Raw genomic sequence first — 23695 nt, 5'->3', positions numbered from 1 at the left:
ACTCTCTTAATTCCATCATGCCGTTACGTATTCGACATGATCTCCTGATGCATCACGGTATCCCCGTAATGTCTGTGTATATTCATTTCCTGCGTCAAGCAATCGAATATGGAATCGAATCTCGCTTTCACCGGCTTCTTCTTCTAAAATTTCGAATCCTTGGATGACACGATCCTGTAATTCTGCAGCGAGTGCCGGGTACTCCGCAAGACTCGCATACGTCGCTTTTACGTCAACCGGACGACGAACAAGCGCAATCCAATACGATTCATCATAGCCGATAAAGTCTTCATAATCAAAATCATCTTCAAACCGAATCCAGAATCCATCATTTTCGAATTCCGTGATCATTCCCGTTCGCGTTGAACCGTCCGATCCGATTTTCAAAGAGACCCAGTCTCCTGACTGATACTCTCCTTGTTGTGTTAATGATACATACTCCATTTGGCACACCTCCACGTTCTATATTCCCTTTTTCATTGTCAACGATACGTCTTAAAAATACAAGGCACCGTAGCGTGACATTCCTCACAGTTTCAACTGTTCTAGTGAATCTTTTTCAAATCAACTCATACAGTTTCCAAAAAACCTTGAATTAGCAATCTAAAACTGTTTTTTTTCAAACTATTTTCATATGAATACAGAAATAAAGAAAGCCCGTCATATCAACGTTTGTCCACTTGTTAAAACATTCACATGAACGTAAAGGGAATCAACCCTTCCTTTTGTTACACTATTCACATAAGGAACTGATGATTAGCTCAATATTAAAGGAGTGGTATCTATGTTATTAGAAAAAACGAGTGCTTGGACGAACTTTACGTCTGGTGAATGGGTAAAGACGATCGATGTCGCAGACTTCATCCGACTCAATCGCACGGAATATACAGGAGATGATCACTTTTTAGTCGGTCCGACGCAAGCAACGGAACGTCTCTGGCAACAAATTCTACAGCTGACGAATGAAGAGCGACAACGTGGTGGTGTATATGCCGTCGATGCTAAAACACCATCAACGATCCTCTCGCATGATGCAGGGTATCTGAATCGCTCACTTGAAAAAATAGTCGGTTTACAGACAGACGAACCGTTTAAACGTTCGATTCATCCGAACGGTGGGATTCGGATGGTGAATGATGCCCTATCTGCGTATGGCTTTGAAGCAGACGAGACCGTCACGAAAACTTTCAGCGAGTACCGGAAGACACATAACCAAGGGGTTTTCGATGCCTATACCCCTGAGATGCGCGCTGCACGTAAAGCCGGTATTATCACCGGATTACCTGATGCTTATGGTCGCGGACGGATCATCGGTGACTATCGTCGTGTTGCTTTGTACGGAACGGCACGCTTGATCGAAGAACGTAAGAAGGATTTAAAGGCACGTGGCGGATTCTTATCTGAATCGATGATTCGCGACCGTGAAGAGATGAATGAACAGTTGCGCGCATTAACGGAATTGACCGAGCTTGGAGCTCGCTATGGTTTCGATCTCTCCCGCCCTGCAGAAACAGCACAAGAAGCATTCCAGTGGGTCTATCTTGCCTATCTTGCTGCCATCAAAGAGCAAAACGGGGCAGCCATGTCACTCGGTCGAGTCTCGACGTTCCTTGATATTTATGTCGAACGTGATCTTGCGGCTGGTCGCTTGACGGAAGAGACTGCACAAGAACTCGTCGATCATTTCGTCATGAAGCTTCGGATCGTTAAGTTCTTACGGACACCAGACTACAACGATCTGTTCTCAGGTGATCCGACGTGGGTAACGGAATCAATCGGTGGAATGAGTGAAGATGGACGATCAAACGTCACGAAAAGTTCATTCCGCTTCTTACACACACTCTCGACACTTGGTCCGGCACCGGAACCGAATCTAACCGTTCTCTGGTCTACTCAGCTTCCACGCGGATTCAAGGAATTCTGTGCGAAGATGTCGATCGTTTCAAGCTCGATTCAATATGAAAACGATGATTTGATGTTACCGGTTTATGGAGATGATTACGGCATCGCTTGTTGTGTCTCCGCGATGAAGATCGGGAAACAGATGCAGTTCTTCGGTGCGCGAGCAAACCTGGCAAAAGCATTACTTTATACGATCAATGGCGGAATGGACGAGAAGCTCAAAATTCAAGTCGCCCCAGCAAGTCCATTGATGCTTGATGAAGTACTCGATTACGAAACCGTCATGGCGGCTTATGATCGTCAACTCGATTGGCTCGCAGAACTGTACGTCAACACACTGAATGTCATCCACTACATGCATGATAAGTACAGCTACGAACGGATTGAAATGGCTTTACATGATCCGGAAATCTTACGGACGATGGCATGCGGTATCGCTGGTTTATCGGTCGTCGCTGACAGTCTATCCGCCATCCGTTACGCAACAGTTCGTCCAATCCGAGATGCGGATGGGATTGCAGTTGATTTCAAGATCGAAGGCGAGTTTCCGAAGTTCGGGAATAACGATGAACGGGTGGATCAGATGGCGGTCGATCTCGTCACACTGTTCATGGAGAAAATCCGTAAACATCCAACGTATCGCAATGCCCTTCCGACGCAGTCTGTCCTGACGATTACTTCAAACGTCGTCTATGGTAAAAAAACAGGAAATACGCCAGATGGACGCCGTGCGGGTGAACCATTCGCACCGGGTGCTAACCCGATGCATGGACGTGACACTAGAGGAGCTGTCGCCGCACTGACATCTGTCGGAAAATTACCATATGAACATGCGCTCGACGGGATTTCCTACACGTTCTCGATCGTTCCAAAAGCACTTGGTAAGGATGAAGCCACACGCATTCGCAATACAGTCGGATTACTTGACGGATATATGGGTGGTACGACTTCAAAAGGACACCATTTGAATGTCAACGTCTTTGACCGTGAGACGTTACTCGATGCCATGGAGCATCCAGAACAATATCCACAGTTAACGATTCGGGTATCCGGTTATGCCGTCAACTTCATTAAACTGACGCGTGAACAACAGATCGATGTCATCAATCGAACGTTCCACGGTTCTCTCTAAAATGATGTGTAGTATGTGAAAGGAAGTGAGCAGGATGACCTATGGTATGATCCATTCCGTTGAATCATGTGGAACAGTCGATGGTCCTGGCATTCGATTCATCGTCTTTACGCAAGGATGTCCACTACGATGTCAATACTGTCATAACGTGGATACATGGGAGTTCGGTTGCGGACGGCGTGTCTCAGCAGACGAAGTCGTAAAAGAAGCGATCAGCTATCGCTCCTTTTTCGAGGCCACGGGTGGCGGAATCACTTTCTCTGGAGGTGAACCGCTCGCTCAGCCAGAATTCTTGGAGGCTGCTTTAACAGAAGCAAAACGCCATGGATTGCATACGGTCATCGATACCGCGGGATCCGTCGTCCCGAAAAACATCGATGCGATTCTCGATGCGACGGATCTAGTACTACTCGATATCAAACATATCGACGATGCCGCTTATCGCGTCTTGACTGGACGGAGTAACGCCAATACACTCGCCTTCGCAAAACGCCTAGCCGAGCGAAACATTCCCGTCTGGATTCGCCACGTCCTCGTTCCAGGTATTACGATGTCAGAACATTTCCTCCGCCAGACCGGCGAGTTCATCCGGACGCTCGGAAACGTCGAGCGCGTCGAAGTACTCCCGTATCATCAACTCGGTGTCTATAAGTGGGAAAACCTCGGTCTTGCATATCCATTAACTGATGTGCTTCCCCCTTCATCAGAAGAAACGGATACTGCGCAAACCTTACTTGAATCGTACTTGTGTTAACGTTTCCAGTTTGTTACAATGACGTCATAGACTATGAACAGGAGGTACAACACCGAAATGAAGCAATCACTCGTACACGTCGCTTGATGAATGAAATCATCTCTTTCGCAATGCAGTTGCGGATGTCTGACGCTACGAGTCTGCTCTTTTTCGGTGTGACCAACCTTTGGCCAGCACCTTCTTTGAGTTACACTCCGGCACACCATCCGCTCGCTTCGGATGGTGTGTTTTTCATTTCATCTTATCGGAAATGAACACTAAAGGAGTTGCTTTTATGCCTACTGAAACACTTACGATCCAACACCTATCGATGGACTACGACGAACGACGTCTTTTCTCGGACGTTTCTTTTCATATTCATACCGGTGAACATGTCGCCTTAATCGGTCCGAACGGCATCGGAAAAACGACACTGTTACACTTGATCGCTGACCAACTTCAGCCGACTGACGGTTCGATCAAGCGTCATTACAAAAAACTCGGTCTACTATCACAACACTTCGTAGCGGGCGATCACACCGTTCTTGATGTCGTCGAACGAGCGGATGCGGTTCGTTATCAACTTCGCGCTAATGCCATGAATGGTGACTTGACGATCTATCAACAAGCACTCGATCAGGACGCCTTCTCGCTTGAAGCAGATGCAACACGCGTCTTAAAAGAAGTCAAATTAGAGGAAGCACTCTGGACACACAAAGCATCCAGTTTAAGCGGTGGTGAACAGACGCGCCTCCAACTTGCCTGCCTGCTTCTGTCACGACCTGATTTCATCATTCTCGATGAACCTACGAATCATCTGGATCAAGAGACGCTCGAGTGGCTCACGGAATGGGTCAACATGTCACGGACCTCGATTCTCTATGTCTCACACGAACGATTCTTCATCGACGCAACAGCTGATGCCGTCATTGAATTATCTGAATCAGGGGCAACGCGATACAGCGGAAACTATCAGTCCTATAAAGAACAAAAGGAACATCAAGCTCTGTCGCAACAACGAGCGTACGAAAAACAAGAACGCACACGTAAAGAGCTGACACGCATGATTCAGGGTTATCGGCAATGGCATCAAAAAGCCTCGAATCAAGCGAGTGAACGAGATCCCTATGCGAAAAAGAAGGCTGCTAAACATGCGACAAAGGTCAAGGCAAAAGAGCAGCAACTCGAGCGTCTACTCGAGGATCGTGTACAAAAACCACAGGTTGCACCGACTGTTCACGTCGCATTCGAACATGAAGCGATTCGTGCGAAACGACTGATTTCGTTCGAACGTGTCTCTTTCATGCATGAGACGAAACCGATCCTAAACGACGTTTCGTTTACGGTAGAACGTGGTGACCGAATTGCTGTCATCGGACCGAATGGAAGCGGGAAAACGACCTTACTGCGTCTCATCGAGGGCGAATATGCTCATCATCAAGGGAACGTAATCCGTCATCCTCGATTGAAGACCGGCTATTTTTCACAAGCCCTTTCCCACTTACCGACATCCGGTACGTTGTTAGAGGCATTACTTGAGTACGGCACGATGAGTGAAACGGACGCCCGGACGTTGCTCGCCTGTTTTTTATTCCGTCGCGATGATGTTTACCGGTCGATTTCCGACGCTAGTATGGGTGAGAAATGTCGGATCGCTTTCTTACGTCTGTATTTTTCTGGTGCTCACTTGCTTATTCTCGATGAACCAACGAACTATTTGGACCTTGCGACTCGTGAACAAATCGAAGCCGCCCTCGATGTTTTCCCTGGTGAACTCCTCTTCGTCTCTCACGATCGTTATTTTACCGATCGGCTGTCGAATCGGACGTTTGATTTAACGACTGGATTCAACGATCATCCGGTCGGAACGGCCACGGTACGAAACGCGCGCCGAAGTGACCCTGAAGCGATTCAATCCGACTTACATCGTCTTGATGCGTTGACGGGTAACGTGCCGTTCCATACAGAAACAAATGAATTCCTTTCAAAAGAATAACGAGAAAAAAGCATCTGCATAGAAAAAGAGACTCCTTTTTCCGTTGCAGATGCTTTTCATATTTCAGTCGTATTATCGCTTTTGATACTTCACTTTCGTATGCGCTTGAGCCTGCTTGTGGATTTTTTTCCACTTTTCTTTCTCCGCCGCCTGCAACGCCACATTTTGCTTGCGTTCCGCATAAGCGATTTCTCGTTTTAGCTTGACGAAGCTATTCCAGCGCTCAGCAGTTAGTGTGCCATCTTCTAAAGCTGTCCGAACGGCACAGCCCGGTTCCTTATCATGTTCACAGTCTCGGAAACGACAGTTTTCAGCAAGCTCCTCAATATCGGAAAACGTCGACGATAAACCGTCACTTCCATCCCATAAGGCCAATTCTCGCATCCCCGGTGTATCAACGAGCAATAGACCGCTCGATAGTCGTTTCAGTTCGCGATGTGTCGTCGTGTGACGTCCGCGTTCATCGTCTTCTCGTACGCCACCCGTCTCCATTAACTGTTCTCCAGCTAAAGCATTGACGAGCGTCGACTTCCCGACGCCAGACGACCCAACTAACACGATCGTCTGCTTGATTTGTAACTGTTCACGCAACTCCTCTAATCCGTCACCAGTTAAAGAATCAACAGCAAGGATTGGTGTTCCGAACGCGATCGCTTCGACAGCCTGCAGTTCCGTTTCAATCGACGGCATCAAACTTTTTTTCGTCAGGACGATGATTGGTGTCACCCCTGCATCCCAAGCAACCGTTAAATAACGTTCCAGTCGACGGACGTTGAAGTCATGTCCAAAAGCCATGACGAGCAAGGCAACGTCGACATTCGCGCAGATGATTTGTTCCTCGGTTTCCGTTCCTGCCGCTTTTCGGGAAAATTGAGAAGATCGTGGCAAGACACGTTCGATCCGTCCTTTGCCTGGCTCTCGCTCTGTTTGGATGATCCAGTCACCAACCGCTGGCAATTCAGCTTTCGTTCCCGATTGAAAACGCAATTTACCAGACAGTTCGCTCAGCGATTCTCCTGTTTCCGTCATGACGCGATAATGCGCTTGGTAGACGGCTATGATCCGTCCTAATCGTTCTGTTCCTGTCGCTTCGTAGACAGGTGGTATACCCCATTCGTTCAAATGGTTTCCTCCTCTGATTTAAGGGAGGGAAACCCCTCCCTGGTTTCCGACACACGTTACTTTTTTAGCGTTGATTGTTGCACTCATCAACATCACTCCTCTCGATTCGATTCCCTTATAGAGTATCACATGAATCATTGGTGCTGATAGCGCTTCCCTTAAAGTCAGACCTTCTCTCCGCCTTAAGCCCGAGAGCAAATACGGTCCAAAGAGTGTCGTAGGAATAAAAGGACTCCCGTATCATAAAGGTATCAACACAAGGGAGGCTTCCTCATGAAGCAATCGAAAGGAAAACAACTGGTGATGATTCTCGCCGGACTGGCATTACTTGCCGTCGTCATCGGAACATTACCGCATATGATCGGACTTGGCTTAGGGGCGTTACTCGCGTTCTATTCGATCAGTAAGTTCATGCAATCGAACAAATGGCCAGCAAAACTCGGCTTCGGATTCCTAGCAGCCATCGGAATCGGACTTGCCCTCTCGAACATCTGGGCAGTCATCGGAATCGCAGCAGCCATCGCATTGTACGTCGGTTACATGCGTATGAAACTACAGCGTGTCAATGTTCAAGATCTCTTTAACCGTCGCCGTACATCAACGACACATTTCGAAGCAGACTGGAAAGACTTAGACGAAAAACGTTTCTAATCAAAATGTGTGACCCGATATCATTCGCCACTTCCAAGGAGGAATTTTTTCATGAAAAACGTATTTGATCAACTTAACGATTTTGCGACACAAATGATGACAGAAGTCAAAAAAGCAGCCGAACAGGGTGAAGTACCTGCTAAAAAGCTCGTTCGTCATATTCGATCTACAGAAGCTGATTTAAAAGAGATTGATCGACTTCTCGAGCGTCAACGGACATTACTGCAAGAATTAACGCATAAACAAGAAGAAGCGAAGGATTTAGCAGATAAACGCTTCAAGCAAGTCGAAATCGCAAACAAAGCCGGTGAACAACAACTGGCTGAGCGCGCAGCCATCGAATCGAAGCATTATGGGGAGCAATACCGCTTCTTCGAAGAACTCGTCGCTGAGACGAAACGCGAGCTGAATGAATTGGAACGTGAAGCCCTCGAGTTGAATTTGAAGCTCGAAGATCTACAAAACAAACGGTACGAATGGATGATGCGTGAAAACGTCTCGAACTTAAAAAACAAGATGAACCAGGTGCTAGATCGCGAACCAAATGCTACTATAAAAGAAGAAGCACATCCGTTCACGGCAGAAGAGCCTGAAGCAAAACAACCAGCCGTTGATGAAGATGATATCGATGCGCGTATTGCTGAACTCGAACGCCGCATTCACCAATAAGCAGTCAATGATGAAGGAGGCGTATGCCTCCCTTTGTCATGTTAGAAAGGAGATTGATCGTGCGACGATTAAGTACGAAACAACTGGTCGGTTACGTATCGATCCTGTTCGCCCTCGGTCTGTTCTATGACCTATTGTCCGGTGCAGGAAATGTATTGTTTGGTGTCTTATTTCCGTTCCTGCTGTATTATGTCGGGATTCATTTCCGACGACGCAATCATGAAAAATTAGCAATCCTCTTCTACATCGTCGGTACGATCATTCTTGCTGGCGTCGTCCTTAGTTCGGCTGCCATCGGTTTTGTCATTGCTGGTATCTTGCTCTATCTTGGGATCATTCTCGTGACACGACATTCTGTCCGCGAATTTTTATTTTCACGGATTGCTCCGCATCAATACGAAGAGGAAGGGATCAAGATTCAACCCGCTTACTCCTTCTCGACTCAAGCCGATGCACCATACGTCTTACAGGATTTGAGTGAACAGTTCATCGTCAAGGATTTAGAAATCGATTTGACGCACGCTTACGTCCCGGAAGGTGAGACCTTGATCGTCGTCAGTGGTGTCGTCGGGGACGTCCGAATTCTTTTACCGTCCGGCTACGACTATACACTCGACACGTCAATCGGCTTCGGAAGCGTCAAGACGGACATCCGCCGGATTCCGACCTTCTTTAATCGACGCATTCAATTCCGGGCACCGGAATACGGTGAAGCGACGCGGAAGGTTCGCATTCATGTCATGCTCGGTATTGGCAACGTGGAGGTGTCTTCGATATGAAGCGTGATCAATTCCCGCTTGGTGTCATTGCCCTCCAAGTCATGACGGGCTTTTTGACGGCTGTCATGACAACGTTGTTATTCTTAAGTACACGACAAGTCGATTGGCATGTCCTATTCGTCCGTCAACAAGATTTCCCTGTCCTTCTACTCGTTATCGGACTCTCGTTATTACTACCGCTTGCCATCGGTAGCATGCATTACTTTTTCTTACGACGTGACTTCAAACGTGTCACGACTGCCATCATTGAACTCGAGCAAGGAAAAGATGTGACGATCGTTCCGGGTCCCTACTTTCATACGTTGACGCGCTTGTCGCGGATTGGAAAACGTATCGACGAACAAGTCGAGACCGTCCAAAAAATCAGTACACGTCCACAACATGTTGAACAAGCAAGAGTTCAAGCCGTCACGGAAGAACGAAAACGACTCGCACGTGATTTACACGATTCCGTTTCGCAACAGCTCTATGCCATCTCGATGATGACGACAGCAGCTAAACAGACGATTCTGTCTCAACCTGAAGCTGCTGCCAAACAGATTGAGATGGTCGAGACGATGGCGCAAACGGCGCAATCTGAAATGCGCTCCCTCTTACTTCAGCTTCGCCCTGTCGAACTCGAAGGAATGACGTTACAACAAGGACTTTCGCAACTGCTCGAAGAATTATCTAGAAAGCAGTCCACACAATTGAGTTGGAAGTTAGAAGAGATGTCACTTCCACGACAAATCGAAAACGAGTTATTCCGGATCGTTCAAGAAGGATTGACGAATGCCTTACGTCACGCGAAAGCGTCTCATATGGATATCGAACTCCGACAATTCAACGAAACGATCATTTTAAGCATGAACGATGATGGTGTTGGATTCGTCGTTGATGAAAAAAAACTTGCCTCTTATGGCATTAATTCGATGCGGGAACGAACGGCTGAGATGGGCGGAACGATTCGTCTTGTCAGTGTTCCGGGACAAGGAACCCAAATCGAAGTCAAACTTAGAAAAGATCGGATGGTGCAAGCATGATACGCGTATTATTAGTAGATGATCACGAGATGGTCCGGGCCGGTGTGTCTGCTTTCCTCTCCACACAACCAGACATCGAGGTCGTCGCCGAAGCGTCGGATGGTCAAGCAGGAGCCTTGCTTGCGCTTGAACACCGACCGGATGTCATCTTGATGGATTTAGTGATGGAACCAGTCGATGGTGTCGAAGGAACACGACTGATCCGCAAAGACTGGCCGGAAGCAAAAATTCTCGTCGTGACGAGTTTTCTTGATGATGAGAAAGTTTATCCTGTCATTGAAGCCGGTGCGATGAGTTATGTCTTAAAAACGGCTAGCGCCTTTGACATCGCAGAAGCGATTCGCAAGACGGCAAACGGTCAATCTGTCATGGCAGCACAAGTGACCGGTAAAATGATGGAACGTCTTCGTCGTCCTACGACACACTTGCATGACGATTTGACGGAACGTGAGCAGGAAGTTCTTCAATTGATGGCTCGTGGTATGGCGAACCAAGAAATCGCAGACGAATTATTCATTTCCTTAAAAACCGTTAAGACACACGTCTCGAACATCTTATCGAAACTCGATGTCGTAGACCGTACACAAGCTGTCGTCTATGCCTTCAAGCATAATCTCGTCAAATAAGATTTAGCCCTTCATTACTTATTCCTTAAGCTCACGCAAATAAGGGGCTGACTCAAAAGTCAGTCTCTACAAAGATAAGGGAGGCAGATTGATGATCTGCCTCCCTTATCTCGTAATAAAAAGAATGACGCGTCACACGCAACTCTGAACTGCTCCCTGTCAAGTAAACAGGACAAATAATAAAAATCCTTTAAACGGCTTGCGCTCTGTATTCTAATGGAGCCAAGCCGTTTAATCGTTGTTGATATCGTTCTTCATTGTAGAAGTAAATATATTTCTGGATTGCGAGTCGGAGTTCGTCGAACTCCGCAAACTTATGTAGATAATAACTTTCGCACTTCAACGCTCCCCAAAAGGACTCCATCGGTCCGTTATCAATACATCTTCCAACCCGAGACATACTTTGTGTAATGCCTGCCACGCGTGTCATATGACGAAACGCATGAGAAGTATATTGAAATCCTCGATCACTATGAAGCAAGGGACGACTTCCGGATGCGCCCTGTAGGGCGTGTTCAAGAGTATCGAACACAAGCTGATTATTATTGGAATGCCCAAGAACGAAGGCACGGATGGATCCATCATATAGGTCCAGAATGGCGCTCAAATACGCCTTCTGAGAGGCGCCATACTTCAGTTCCGTGACATCCGTCACCCATTTTTGGTTCGGTCCTGCGGCGTTGAAATCACGGTTCAGAATGTTCTCTGCAGTCTGTTGAGGGCGATTACGAATATACAAAGGACGTTTCCGGCGTATGACGCAATGAATACCGGCGACATGCATCAGGCGACGGACACGCTTCGCGTTGACGTTTCTTCCGAAACGACGTTTCAGGTTCAATGTCATCCGTCGGTAGCCATAGATTCCGTTCACCGTAAGGTGGATCTCGTTCATCTCTTCGATGATTTTCATGTTCTCCGTCTCACGAGTCTGTGGTATACCAATCCGGCGTAACCACTTGTAGTAGGCAGCGCGCGAGACTCCAGCGAGGTGACACAGGGCGATGATCGGGTAACCAAATTGCTCTACCGATGATTGAATGGCTTCATATTTATCTTGAAGACGAATTTGACTTAACGTGACCTCCTCTCGATCTCCTCTAACTTTTTTAAGAAATCGTTCTCCATGCGTAGACGCTCATTTTCTTTCTCGAGTCGTTTCAGATCCAACGCCAAACGGTCTGTATCCGTCAATTCTTCTACTGGCTTCTGACGTCCGCGACGGTCCATCAGTGCGTCGATTCCGTCCTTCTCGAACTTTCTTACCCAGCTATAAATTTGTTGGTACGAGACCCGATGGGTCTTCATGATGCTTTGATAGTCTTTTCTGTTCTGTATACAGTCCATGACTGCCTGGACACGCTCTTCGAATGTAGTGGTTCTACCTTTAGTCATAGTGGATCGCTCCTTCAATGGTTTCCCTTGAGTACTATGACTAGTATACCTCTCTATCCACTTCGCAAGTAGGCTTCTATCCGAGATATCAAACCGTGCCGTAGCGCTAATAAGCGATTCCTTTTGGTCGAGTACTGCACGTATAGCCTTCATCTTCAGTTCTTCCGGATAACGCGTCCACTCTGTTCGATTACGAAGTGCCATGGAGCCGCCCGTACGATATTTTGTCCTCCATCTATTTAAGGTGGTGACTGAAAGCTCGAAGAGCGAGGCAATCGATTTGATCGAGTCGATTCGGTCTTCACACATCTTAATAATTCGTAGTTTTTCATCTGACGAAAACTTAGATTTAGTCATAGAAAAAGCTCCCTTCAAAAAGTAGACAGTTTTTGTTATTTCAACTGTCTACTTTTTGGGGAGCATATCACTCCTACAGGAAAAAACGTATTTATGCGTTGTCAGAGACAAACAAGCCAGTTTTCCTGCTTAAATGAAGCAGGAAAACTGGCTTGTGTCTCACCTGAGGAAATGGTGTGTAATGACGCGTCATTCTTTTTTTGAGTCAGTCCCCTCTTCACTGTCTTACCAGAGTCTCCATCCGGGAGCTCCTGGAGGGGCATTTTCAATCATATGCCAAATCGGTACCGTGTACGCAAACGCAATCAAAGCGAACGTCACGAAAATCCATAGCTTCCAATTTTCAAAGAAGAGTGGCGTTGCCATCGCCTCTTCTTCCGTTTCAGCAATCGGAAATTCTTCCGTTCCTTTTGGCGCTCGGAATGCAAGTTGGAACATCGCATAGAGGAATAGCAGAATCGAGATGAATAAAATCGTTCCGCCGATCGCCATTGCGACATGATATGGAATCCAGTCAGCGACGATTGAATCCTTGAAGTAGGTGGCTGGTCCCGTCCGTCGTGGATTACCGAGTAATCCTGAGATGTGCATCGCAGTCGACATGAAGAGCATTCCGATCGTCCAGGCAGCCGTTTGAATAAGTCCAAGACGATTCATTGCTGCTGTTAACGTTCGACCACGTAAGAGCGGGACAAGCCAGTAGGCTGTTCCGAAGAACGTCAGTGCGACGGCGGCACCGACCGTGATATGAAAGTGTCCCGTAACCCACAATGTGTTGTGAACGATGATGTTCAGCTGATGCGATGCATTAATGACACCACCTGCACCTGCTGGAATGAAGAACAACATCCCGATGAACGGTGCAAGGAACCGGACGTCGCGATATGGCATTTTCTTCACCCAACCAAATATGCCAGTTGCTCCCTTACGGCGACCCGCTAGCTCGAATGTCGCAAACATCGAGAAGGCAGTCATCAATGATGGGATGATGACGAGGAATGTCAAAACGACTTGGACATACTTCCAAAATGCAGAAATCCCCGGCTCTAACAATTGATGGTGAAAACCAACTGGGAATGAAAAAAGTAAGAACAATAAAAATGACATTCGCGCTAACGCGTCAGAAAAAATCTTCCCACCAACGATTTTCGGAATGACCGTATACCAAACGATATAAGCAGGTAATAACCAAAAATAGACGAGTGGATGACCAAAGTACCAAAATAGCGTTCGGGATAGCTCGATCCCGACCTTATCTGTCCAACCAAGAGATAAAGGAAGGAGTTGAAAGAGAATCGTCGCTGCTACGCCGAGTGTCGCAACCACCCATAATAAGGCAGTCATAATACTCATGTATGCTTGAAGTGGTGGATGAACGCCAGGGTGTTCCCGTTTATAATCAGCATACATACGGAACATGGCACCAGAAGCAATCCACGTTCCGACGACGAAGATGACGAGTCCAATATAAAATACTGGATGTGCCTTGAGTGGTGCATAGAATGTATAGAGGACGGAAGCTTCTCCTGCAAGCACCATCCACGTGACGAGGACGACACCAAGAATCATGAACCAGAATCCGACCCATCCGAGACGTCGCGGAAACTCTTCGAATCGTCCGAACGATTGACCTAAAAATGAGAACAATAATCCGAAAATGAATAACGTCGTAAAGACGATTGCAAGCATTAACCCGTGGGCAGTGAGAAGCTCATAGTAGCCGACTCCAGCAATTTCTGGAATGACACCTGTCCGCACCATCGTTTGCAACAATCCACATAAACCACCAATCAATAAGGCGACAAGTGAAAAACTAACATGTGCGAAAGCGAGCTTCGCTTCCTTAATTCCGATGACGGTAGCAGGCAGACCACGCTCCATCTCGAACTGTCTTAATTTTTTTGAAATGGCATTCATCTTATTCCACCACCTTGATTTTCGTTGCCATCATATGATGGGCATTACCACAATATTCATTACATACGACGAGATATTCGCCTGCTTCCTTGAACGTATACTCAATCGAATTAATATGTCCGGGAACGACCATCATGTTGACGTTCGTCTTAACGATTTCAAATCCATGAACGACGTCCTTCGATGTCACGAGAAAATCGACTGTCGCCCCTTTAGGTATGACCATATCTTTTGGTGTAAACTGAAAAGCTTGTGAAACGATGACCGCTTCGTATCGGTCATCATCAATCTTTTTTAGTCCTGGTTTATCAAACGGTTTCGTCTGATCGACTTTCGTCGGATCAATCAATGTCGCATCGGATGGTGGTTGATTGCCCGATGCAAAAGCGGATACACCGATGATGGTCAAGAAGACCGCTAGCATCGCTACTCCGAAGATCAGCCAAATTTTTTCTAAACGATGAATGTGCATCGTGATTCCCCCTTAACGTGATATGAACAATAGAAAGATTGAACTCCACATCCCGATGATGACACCTGCTACGATCAGGACGGCAATAAATGTTCCTTTGAGGTTTGATTCTGATTTTTGGTCCATGGTGATTACTCCTCTCCTGCTTTGAACTTGTCTTTATTGTAAGAATTCAGCAAGTTCGGAAACTGTGATATATATCACTTCAAATGTGAAGAATCCGCACTTTTCTTTCTAAAAACACACAAAAAGTTCACATCTGAACAAGAGAAGGAGGCACGACTCATCTACAAAAAAAACAATCCATACATGAGGCAGAAAATTCTGCTTCACGTTTGAATTGTTTGTACACTATCTATTAAATTCGACAAACACCTGCTGGGCATCCTTCACAATGACACAGATCACGCAGATATTGTGCATCATGAATGATGATTTCTTTTGGCGTCATCGAAATGACACCTTCTTTTTTCCACTGGGAGAACATCCGATTGACCGTTTCACGCGGTGCGCCAATCAATTGACCAAACTCCCCATCGGATGGACGTTTTGCAAGACGGTAGGTTTCTCCTACTTGTCCCCCTTCCATCGCGATGAGACGAAGTAACGTCGAAGCTAACGCACCCGGTTTTCCGAACAATAGCAAGTCGCGCAATTTAGTCTCCGTCTGTTTCCGCATCAATGCTTGCCACCGCATGATCTCAAGCGCAAAAGTACCATCCTTTCTCATGAGTTCCTCTAATTTTTCTTTTGAGAGGAAACCGATGATACTATCCTCCATCGTCTCGATACTGTATGAACTCGGAAAAGCTTCTCCTACATCAAATTCACCAAATAGATCCCCTTTGAAATATAAGAACATCAGTAATGGACTGCCTTTTTTCGTCAACTTCGATAGTTTGACGCCTCCTTGTTTCACATAAAACAACTTGTCGTTCATTTCCCCTTCCCAACAGACGATGGAATCCTTTTTGAACGTCGTTTCCGTCATGAAGCTCTCTAGTAACGTTCTTGTCTCAGGTGATAAGATGAATGTATTCGCTTCAGTCGTTCCACAAGTCAGCATATCCATTTCTCCTCTCCTTTTCTTCTGCTTTTAGTATAGAACATCACAGTTCAAAAGAATGGATTTTCAAAAGATTGTCAAACTTTGTTCAATTTTTCACATTATTTTTGAAAAAGTATCTGACGACCGCTTTCTAAAACTAAAGCAATCGTCAGATATAGTATTACATACCTGTTCCGTAATAATGATGAACGATTCGTTCAACTGCTTGACCTGGTGGGTGATCATACCAACTTGTTTGGAATTCTTGCATGTGCTGACGGCACTCTTCAAGTATCGCGTCAGACACGATCCACTCCATCAATTGCGCCATCTGCTCCGTCTGTCGCACCGGTAATGGTTTTGGATACTGATCGACAAGTCCTGGTAGTTGTCGATATGTATCGATGTCCGGTGTGTATAAGAACGTTGGAACCTCAAGAAGACAGCTTTCAAATGGAATCGACGAATAGTCGGTCACCAGAACATCCGTGATGAGCAAATAATCATTGATCTGATACGTGTCATCCACAAGATGTATATGGGCGGAACGATAGGTCGAAAGCGCTCGGATCGTCGGATGTAACTTAACAAGAATCGTCCAGCCTGTTTTAGCCAGTTGTTCAAATTGTTGAATCGTGTGATCTTCCGTTCCTTTATATTCGCGGTAAGTCGGGGCATACAATAGAATCCGGCGGTCGGGTTTTACATAACGTTCTTTTAAATCAAGCGCCCGATGTTCCCGCTGAACCTCATCATACCAATAATCCGTCCGTGGCATGCCGAACGGTTTAAAATGAGATCGTTTTAAATCATGCGGTGCCATGAATTGTGTCGCACAACGCATCCCCGGCACGATGAAATCACCATATTCCTGATAGACACGTCGGAACCGATTTCGTATCCGTTCCGATACGAACAGGCTTTTCGAAGAAGTTAGTCCAAACTGCTTTAACGTTCCGCCGGCATGCCATAGCTGGATACGTCGTGTTCCACGTCGCGTTTTAGCAACACTGAATTCCGCAACATAATTATCGACGAAAACCGTCCGGGAGGTCGCAAGTAAATATGCGAGTCTGACGAACCGTAATCGACGAAAGCGAAGCATTCGGTCTGACTTCCATAAATCCGGCTGCTTCATGAAATGGTGATCATATACCAGATACCGTTTCTCATTTGGCAATTCCTGCGCCAAGCGATCATTAACAGGTTTTGCGTTATCCCCGTATGTCATCCAAAATAAAGTGACGGGGCGAAGCGGTAACAACCGAAAGACACCATAACAAATACGAAACAACAATAAATAGACCCATACGATTCCTTCTCTAACCACTTTCATCCTGCCCTTCTACGAAGAAAGACCGCACGTCGTCGTGTGGTCTCCTCTTCAATCACTTCGAAGCTAATTCCGTTTTAATCTGACTCGTAGAAATACCCTCAGTTCGGCTAAGGTAAACGACTTCACAATGCTCTTTTAAGAAATCGAACTCGCCTTTCCAATCATCACCCATGACGAAGAGGTCGACGTTATGCTTCTTCACATCTTCTACTTTTTGATCCCAGCTGTTTTCCGGAATGACTTCATCCACATAACGGATGGCTTCAAGAATCATCTTTCGATTCTCGAAATTATGGTAGGACTGCTTATGTTTCAAACGATTGAATTCGTCCGTTGAAATCGCAACGATAAGATAGTCTCCCATCGCTTTTGCGCGTTTTAAGATGTTGATATGACCCCAGTGTAATAAATCAAATGTTCCGTACGTAATAACCTTCTTCATGATTCTGCTCTCCCTTTTATCCGTGAATTCTCTTTATGATCGTCTTCATCGCCCGTTCTGAAGCCTGTCCATCATCCCATTGACAATACGTCTCTTGGAACGCTCGAAATGCTGACGCATACCGTGTGTGCCAATCATCTAACTGGTTCAGCTCTTCAAACAGTGCTGTTTCAGTCGACAACAATGGTCCCGGTGCCTCCTGCTCAAAATCGAAGTAAAATCCACGCAACTGATCTCGATAATGTTCTAAATCATACGTATAGAATAAAATCGGACGAGATAAGTGCGCAAAATCAAACATGACAGAAGAATAATCCGTGATCAAGGCGTCCGACGCCAGATAGAGCTCCGCGATATCCGGGTAGTCCGATGTATTTCGAACGGATGGATAAGCAGTGACGTCGAGACGACTTCCGACTAAATAGTGCATTCGGACAAGCAGAACGTATTCATCCCCAAATCGCTTTTCAAATTCATTTAGCGAAAAAGGTAGCTCAAATGAATATTTCCCTTGACCTTCGAATGCATTATCTCGCCAAGTTGGTGCATACAACAAGACTTTTTTTGAATGATCAATATCATAGTGGCGATATACTGCTTCTTTGATTTTAGCATGCCGTGCCTCTTGATAAAATATATCATTTCGAGGGTATCCAATTTCTAGCATCTCACCTTCAAAAGCAAATGCTCGCCGAAAGATTGAACTAGAGTAGGCATTCGGGGAAATTAAGCCGGACCATTTTGCAGTCTCTTGCTTAAATCCTTGCTTGTACCGCTCCGTCGTCGTATTCGCCATTTGGACATCATCCATATCAAGCGCGAGCTTTTTGAGCGGTGTGCCGTGCCATGTCTGGAGATAATACGTTTTTTTCGGTTTGATCAACCAACCCGGTAACCGACTGTTTGATACCCAGACCCGTGACGTCGCGAGCAAATAAATCCAGCGAAACGTCAACCGATCTACCGTCTTGACGTCTCGTGGAAACGTAACACCTCGTTGTTTACTAAAAATCAACTCACATTCCGGATGCATCGTACGCATCAATTCGTAGATGGCACGCGGACTGTCACTATATTGCTTTCCGAGAAAACTCTCGAAAAGGACTCGATTTGATTTTTGTGGCAACCACGTAAAGACTTTCATGATGGTTCGCAGACTGCGTTCAATCAAGCCTGTTCGTTTCATCCACTGTTTTACTTGATCTTTCAAGTGAAGAGCTCCTTCTTAAGTCAATTAATCACAGCTCATCATAACAAAAAGCGCATCCATTTGGAATTGCTATTTGTTCGCATGTAGCGGAAAGGTAAATCGAACGCCGTCGTGTTTTTGACGATTCCTTTACGATGGCTGAACGTCTCGAAACTATACTTGCCATGATATCCACCCATGCCACTCGCCCCGACTCCACCAAATGGTAGATGATGCTGTGCGACGTGCATCAACGTGTCATTGACACATCCGCCACCGAATGAAATCCGTTCAAGGATACGATGTTCGACGGCTTTGTTCTCTGTGAACAGATAAAGCGCAAGCGGCTTATCACGATCGTTAACGAACGCGATGACCTCTTCGACTTCACGGTATGTCAATACCGGCAAGATCGGTCCAAAGATTTCGTCTTGCATCAATGGAGCATCCACCGCTACATTCGTCATGACAGTCGGCGCCATCTTACGCGTTTCCGGATCCACTTGTCCACCGAATTCGATCGTCCCTTGCGACAAGTAACTGCTGAGGCGATTCAGATGATCGTCCGATACGATTTTGACGTAGGATGAGACGCCGACGCCATTCCCGTACTGTTTAAAGGCTTCTTCTTCAATCAACTGCAAAAAACGTTCTTTAACGTCTTCATGGATCAATACGTAATCCGGGGCAATACATGTTTGTCCGGCATTCAGCCACTTTCCCCATGCGATCCGCTTCGCTGCTAGACGAAGATCCGCATCCTTGTGAACGATCGTCGGTGATTTCCCACCCAGTTCAAGTGTGACCGGTGTTAAATGCTTCGCCGCAGCCTGATGCACGATTTTTCCGACGCGTGTGGAACCCGTAAAGAAGATATAATCAAAACGCTCGTTTAGTAAAGCGCTACTGACTTCAGCATCTCCTTCTATGACGATTCCGAATCGTTCATGGAATGCCGTTTCAAAAACTTCTCGTAATACACGAGAGACGTTCGGTGTCAGCTCGGATGGTTTAAGGACGACCGTATTCCCCGCTGCAATCGCACCAATGACCGGAGCAAGTGCCAGCTGGAAAGGATAGTTCCATGGCGCGATGACAAGAACGTTGCCATAGGGTTCGTACTGGATTTCACTTTTTGAGCCGATATGCAGAAGCGGTGTTGCGACACGCTTTGGACGTGCCAGTCGACGGAGTTGTCGCTCCATCCGTTGAATCTCTCCATAAACGAAACCGATTTCCGTCGTAAAAGCATCATGCTGTCCTTTATTGAGATCTTGTTTTAATGCCTCATAGATCGCGGCTTCATGCGTTTCAATCGCTTGGCGTAAGAACGTCAGCATGCTTAAGCGAAAAGCTAGACTACGTGTTGCACCTGTTTGGAAAAAGTGACGCTGTGTCTCAAGGCGCTCTGAAAGCACTGTCTCTGTCATCGTTGTCTCCATCCGAAAATCTCCCCTTTAACTGATCTATAACACTGCCTTTATCTTACCATATCTCTTTTCGACTATGAAAAAAGACGGAGAGGCTTCTCCGTCTTACTTCTTATAATTGAATCGCTGTCTCAAGCGCGACTTTCATCATATCGTTGAATGTCGTCTGGCGCTCTTCCGATGTTGTTTCTTCACCTGTCAACAGATGATCTGAAATCGTCAGGATCGTCAGTGCGTTTACTTTATGTTTTGCTGCAAGTGTGTAAAGACCTGCCGCTTCCATCTCGATTGCGAGACATCCGAAATCCGCCCATTTTTTGAAGTGATGGAAATCATCTTGATAGAACTGATCCGTCGTGAAGATTTGACCAACTTTTGCATCGATACCTTGTTCTTTAGCTGCTGTATATGCTTTATGCAACAGATCAAAAGAAGCTGTCGGTGCGTAGTCTAGTCCATTAAAACGGACACGGTTCTGTGCCATGTCATGCGAAGCACTCATCGCGATGACGACGTCACGAACTTTAACGTCTGGCGTGATCCCACCGGCAGTTCCGACACGGATCAAGTTCTTCGCACCATATGACTGAACAAGTTCGTTCGCATAGATTGACATCGATGGTACACCCATACCTGTTCCTTGAACCGAGACTTTTTTCCCTTTATAAGTACCTGTGAAGCCATACATGCCTCGAACTTCGTTATAAAGGACGACGTCCTCTAAAAACGTCTCAGCGATGTATTTAGCACGTAACGGATCTCCTGGGAGTAAGACCGTTTCGGCGATTTGTCCTTCAGCTGCATTAATGTGTACACTCATGTACGATTCCTCCTCGATAGTCGTTTAAATCGACAACAATTCACGAAACTCATTCGGTGTCATACCGAATTGTTTTTTGAACACTTTCCGAAAATACTTATCGTCCTGATATCCGACTTCAAGTGCGATTTCGTAAATGCGCGCTTCCGTCTCACTCAATAATTCCTTCGCTCGATTCAAGCGAATCGTTTGAATATAATCAGATAAGTTAACGGAAAAACGCTGTTTGAAGCGTCGTGATATATACTCTCGGCTCAAGTAAAACCGTTCGCTCATGAATTGCAGTGTCAATTCTTCCGCATAATGCGTTTCGATGTATTTGGCGATTTGATCAATCGCTTCTCCTGATTCCACTACCGGATGGATACATTCCATCGCGCGGGACAAGGCATCATTGAGTACATCTGGATCAACCGGCTTCAATAAATAATCAAAGGATTGATGCAAAATGGCACGTCGCATATACGTATAATCATCATACCCTGTCAGCACGATCGTGACGACCTTTGGATGATGATTTTTTGTCCATTCTAGTAATGTTAATCCGTCGAGTCCAGGCATTTCGACATCTGTCAGCATTAAATCGATCGTTCCAGTATCCAGTAATCGTTTCGCTTCTTCCCCATGTTCCGCCTCGTAAATATGTGAGACCTGCCAACTGTCCCATTCTCCGAGCAATTTGACCGCTTCCCGTACATGTCGTTCATCGTCTACGATCAACACGTTCATGCCAAGTCCCCCTTCTCATATGGAATCCGAATCACGATTTTGAATCCTCCCTCTACCGCTGAAGAAGAGAGCGTCATATTGGCTTGCTCCCCGTAAAAAATCAAGAGTCGTTCATAAATATTATGGAGACCAATGCCGCTCGTCTCGAGATCTTCTGGGTTACGATGCATGCGCATTTTTCGATCAATCTCTTCAAGTCGTCCTGTTTCGAGGACGGCGCCGCTATTCTCGATGTGAATGATGAGACGTCCACCATCCGTCCGGACTTTGTAGGCGAGATAGTTTTCTGTCGCTGCTAATTGCTGTCGAAATCCGTGTTTGAAGTAATTTTCAGCGAACGGTTGCAAGATCATCTTCGGCACTTCAATGTCATTGAGATGCCACGGGATGTCAACGATATAACGGAACCGTTCCGGAAAACGTTGCTGTTGCAAACGAATATACGCTTGAAGATGATCGACTTCTTGTTTTAGGGTTACGATCGTCTGCTCATTATTCATCGAGTAGCGCATCATTTGTGATAATCCGGTGATCGAGCGGTACGCGATCTTCCGGTCTCCTTGTAGCGTCGTCGTTCCGATCGATTGTAAGGCATTGAATAAGAAGTGCGGATTGAGCTGAGATTGTAATGCACGTAGCTCATTCGTCCGGTTTTCAAGTGCCAGTCGATACTCCCGTTTGATTAAAAGATCAATCCGTTGAATCATGCGTTGGAATTGACGGTTGAGTAATCCAATCTCGTCATTCGTCGTCGCAACGAATGGTGCTGATAAATCCCCTTGTTCGACTCGCCAGACGTTTGCTGTCAACTGTTTGATTGGTTTCGTGATCTGCATGGCAACGAGACTTGCGGCAATGATCATGACGAACAGTGAGACGAGACCGATCAAAACAAGAATCAATGCCGTTTCGTTCGCCCCTTGGATGACTGACGCATACGGAATCCGTTTGACGAGTATGAGTGGAACGCCATTCGTCATCGTCTTTGAGTAGACGATGAACGATTTTCCGACACGTAAACTCCCACTCTGCCCAGTGAATTGATCGACCGGTAGTTCCATCTCTGCTCCAGTCTGTGCCAATACACGCTGTTCTGTCATCAACCATAACGACTCTTCCGGATCATTCTCGAACAGTTTTAACTGTTGTTCGAATACACGGACTGGAATATCCACTGAAAGGAAGCCGAGTGGCTCATCTGTTTCGACACGATCGATGCGATAACGAAAACTAACGACTTGTTTCTCATCAAGAATCATCGTGTGCACATTGTATGGTTCAATCGTGTGCGCTCCGTCAATCAACCAGCCACTTTTTTCTTTCATCAATTGAAAATAATCCGTTTCTTGCATCCAATCAAACGTTCCCCGACTCGTCGTTTTCATGTTGTAGACCGAATACTCCGAATAACCATTTAATATGACGAAATGTAACTGCTCGATATCCTGACGTGATAAAAACAGACCTAACATCGCCCGCGAAACGACTCCATCAGATTCGTCTAATTCCTGATCTGCTCCGACGCGCATGATGTTCATCAACGAACGATTCGCATACAGACTTGTCGAGAGACGGCGGATATCCTCTATGTAATGGGTCACCTGTGTATTTCCTCGCGTCAACACGTTCAGGCTAGAACGTTCTGCCTGTTCAATGTTTTGGTGCCGTACATACAAGTAGGAGATCGATGTCGCGAGGGCTGTCGGAATCAAGATCGCTAGGACGACGAGACGAATCAAACGTGTCCGGATACTTTTCATGAAAGGCGCCCCCATCCTTTTTCTTGTAATCAATCGTATCATAACCTTGAATCCGCTTACATCATTTCCTGATATTCTCTTTCATGATTCTTATAAAAAATTCTTTTTTGTTTCGACTTGATTCCGAATGAATTTTACTATAATATCATCAATGTTCGTTTTTTAATC

23 protein-coding genes are annotated in these 23695 nt (G+C 46.0%); 9 read left to right on the top strand and 14 right to left on the bottom strand.

Annotated elements, in window-relative coordinates; genetic code table 11:
* Positions 1-15 precede the first annotated feature (15 nt).
* Entirely contained in the window at positions 16-444 is a 429-nt protein-coding gene (locus tag MKY22_RS03390; RefSeq protein ID WP_023467265.1) for a hypothetical protein, read from the bottom strand.
* A gap of 340 nt (positions 445-784) precedes the next feature.
* Between MKY22_RS03390 and pflB the strand changes: the two genes are divergently transcribed.
* The 4 genes from pflB to abc-f are packed head-to-tail and all read left to right on the top strand — an operon-like array spanning position 785 to position 5763.
* Positions 785-3034 (top strand): formate C-acetyltransferase, encoded by a 2250-nt coding sequence (gene pflB / locus MKY22_RS03385; protein ID WP_290776719.1) that lies wholly within the window; start codon positions 785-787, stop codon positions 3032-3034.
* Positions 3035-3068: 34 nt separating this feature from the next.
* Entirely contained in the window at positions 3069-3788 is a 720-nt protein-coding gene (gene pflA / locus MKY22_RS03380) for a pyruvate formate-lyase-activating protein (protein WP_341086670.1), read from the top strand.
* Positions 3782-4042 (top strand): hypothetical protein, encoded by a 261-nt coding sequence (locus MKY22_RS03375; protein ID WP_341086668.1) that lies wholly within the window; start codon positions 3782-3784, stop codon positions 4040-4042. Before pflA ends, MKY22_RS03375 begins: the two co-directional genes overlap by 7 nt.
* A 20-nt stretch (positions 4043-4062) precedes the next feature.
* Entirely contained in the window at positions 4063-5763 is a 1701-nt protein-coding gene (gene abc-f / locus MKY22_RS03370) for a ribosomal protection-like ABC-F family protein (RefSeq protein ID WP_341086665.1), read from the top strand.
* A 72-nt stretch (positions 5764-5835) separates the two neighbouring features.
* Here the strand turns inward: abc-f and rsgA are convergent, their stop codons facing one another.
* A complete protein-coding gene (rsgA, locus tag MKY22_RS03365; protein WP_290776723.1) occupies positions 5836-6885 on the bottom strand; it encodes a ribosome small subunit-dependent GTPase A in 1050 nt (349 codons plus the stop codon).
* Positions 6886-7158: 273 nt separating this feature from the next.
* On the opposite strand from rsgA, the gene MKY22_RS03360 reads away from it, so the two are divergent.
* Genes MKY22_RS03360 through MKY22_RS03340 form a run of 5 tightly spaced genes read left to right on the top strand, consistent with a single transcriptional unit; the run spans position 7159 to position 10632 of the window.
* The gene (locus MKY22_RS03360) at positions 7159-7536 is read left to right on the top strand and encodes a lmo0954 family membrane protein (protein ID WP_023467260.1); all 378 of its coding nucleotides are present in this window, start codon (positions 7159-7161) and stop codon (positions 7534-7536) included.
* Between the two features lie 51 nt (positions 7537-7587).
* Positions 7588-8205, top strand: coding sequence for a PspA/IM30 family protein (locus MKY22_RS03355; protein WP_341086660.1), 618 nt, complete (start codon positions 7588-7590; stop codon positions 8203-8205).
* 59 nt (positions 8206-8264) lie between these two features.
* Positions 8265-8984 (top strand): cell wall-active antibiotics response protein LiaF, encoded by a 720-nt coding sequence (liaF, locus tag MKY22_RS03350; protein ID WP_029340864.1) that lies wholly within the window; start codon positions 8265-8267, stop codon positions 8982-8984.
* Positions 8981-10006, top strand: coding sequence for a sensor histidine kinase (locus tag MKY22_RS03345; RefSeq protein WP_341086657.1), 1026 nt, complete (start codon positions 8981-8983; stop codon positions 10004-10006). The genes liaF and MKY22_RS03345 overlap by 4 nt, the downstream gene beginning before the upstream one ends.
* On the top strand, positions 10003-10632 hold the full coding sequence (locus tag MKY22_RS03340) for a response regulator (RefSeq protein ID WP_023467256.1): 630 nt from the start codon (positions 10003-10005) through the stop codon (positions 10630-10632). Before MKY22_RS03345 ends, MKY22_RS03340 begins: the two co-directional genes overlap by 4 nt.
* 190 nt (positions 10633-10822) lie before the next feature.
* Here the strand turns inward: MKY22_RS03340 and MKY22_RS03335 are convergent.
* The 12 genes from MKY22_RS03335 to MKY22_RS03280 all read right to left on the bottom strand — a co-directional run bounded on the left by MKY22_RS03335 (position 10823) and on the right by MKY22_RS03280 (position 23527).
* A protein-coding gene (locus tag MKY22_RS03335; RefSeq protein ID WP_341086024.1) for an IS3 family transposase occupies positions 10823-12384 on the bottom strand; the annotation gives its coding sequence in 2 pieces (ribosomal slippage) (positions 10823-11754 and positions 11754-12384; 1563 coding nt in all).
* 225 nt (positions 12385-12609) lie between these two features.
* On the bottom strand, positions 12610-14301 hold the full coding sequence (locus MKY22_RS03330) for a b(o/a)3-type cytochrome-c oxidase subunit 1 (protein WP_290780432.1): 1692 nt from the start codon (positions 14299-14301) through the stop codon (positions 12610-12612).
* A gap of 1 nt (position 14302) precedes the next feature.
* The gene (locus MKY22_RS03325; protein WP_050678241.1) at positions 14303-14773 is read right to left on the bottom strand and encodes a cytochrome c oxidase subunit II; all 471 of its coding nucleotides are present in this window, start codon (positions 14771-14773) and stop codon (positions 14303-14305) included.
* A 12-nt stretch (positions 14774-14785) separates the two neighbouring features.
* Positions 14786-14899 (bottom strand): cytochrome C oxidase subunit II, encoded by a 114-nt coding sequence (locus tag MKY22_RS03320; RefSeq protein ID WP_214728512.1) that lies wholly within the window; start codon positions 14897-14899, stop codon positions 14786-14788.
* 232 nt (positions 14900-15131) lie between these two features.
* Positions 15132-15839: a Crp/Fnr family transcriptional regulator gene (locus MKY22_RS03315; RefSeq protein WP_341086652.1), complete on the bottom strand. Its 708-nt coding sequence runs from the start codon at positions 15837-15839 to the stop codon at positions 15132-15134.
* A 163-nt stretch (positions 15840-16002) separates the two neighbouring features.
* Positions 16003-17157 (bottom strand): CDP-glycerol glycerophosphotransferase family protein, encoded by a 1155-nt coding sequence (locus MKY22_RS03310; protein ID WP_035412610.1) that lies wholly within the window; start codon positions 17155-17157, stop codon positions 16003-16005.
* 52 nt (positions 17158-17209) lie between these two features.
* Entirely contained in the window at positions 17210-17599 is a 390-nt protein-coding gene (gene tagD / locus MKY22_RS03305) for a glycerol-3-phosphate cytidylyltransferase (RefSeq protein ID WP_035412608.1), read from the bottom strand.
* Positions 17600-17615: 16 nt separating this feature from the next.
* Positions 17616-18785 carry a CDP-glycerol glycerophosphotransferase family protein gene (locus MKY22_RS03300; RefSeq protein ID WP_214728564.1) on the bottom strand — a complete coding sequence of 390 codons (1170 nt, stop codon included), beginning with the start codon at positions 18783-18785 and terminating at the stop codon, positions 17616-17618.
* A 62-nt stretch (positions 18786-18847) separates the two neighbouring features.
* On the bottom strand, positions 18848-20230 hold the full coding sequence (locus tag MKY22_RS03295; RefSeq protein ID WP_214728510.1) for an aldehyde dehydrogenase: 1383 nt from the start codon (positions 20228-20230) through the stop codon (positions 18848-18850).
* A gap of 100 nt (positions 20231-20330) precedes the next feature.
* Positions 20331-21038 carry a purine-nucleoside phosphorylase gene (deoD, locus tag MKY22_RS03290; RefSeq protein ID WP_023467244.1) on the bottom strand — a complete coding sequence of 236 codons (708 nt, stop codon included), beginning with the start codon at positions 21036-21038 and terminating at the stop codon, positions 20331-20333.
* Positions 21039-21062: 24 nt separating this feature from the next.
* On the bottom strand, positions 21063-21767 hold the full coding sequence (locus MKY22_RS03285) for a response regulator transcription factor (protein ID WP_023467243.1): 705 nt from the start codon (positions 21765-21767) through the stop codon (positions 21063-21065).
* Entirely contained in the window at positions 21764-23527 is a 1764-nt protein-coding gene (locus MKY22_RS03280) for a sensor histidine kinase (protein ID WP_341086643.1), read from the bottom strand. The genes MKY22_RS03285 and MKY22_RS03280 overlap by 4 nt, the downstream gene beginning before the upstream one ends.
* Between the last annotated feature and the right edge of the window lie 168 nt (positions 23528-23695).

The sequence above is a fragment of the Exiguobacterium sp. FSL W8-0210 genome, assembly GCF_038006045.1.
In the GTDB taxonomy this organism is placed as follows: domain Bacteria; phylum Bacillota; class Bacilli; order Exiguobacteriales; family Exiguobacteriaceae; genus Exiguobacterium_A.
This window is presented reverse-complemented; position numbering and strand designations above follow the sequence as displayed.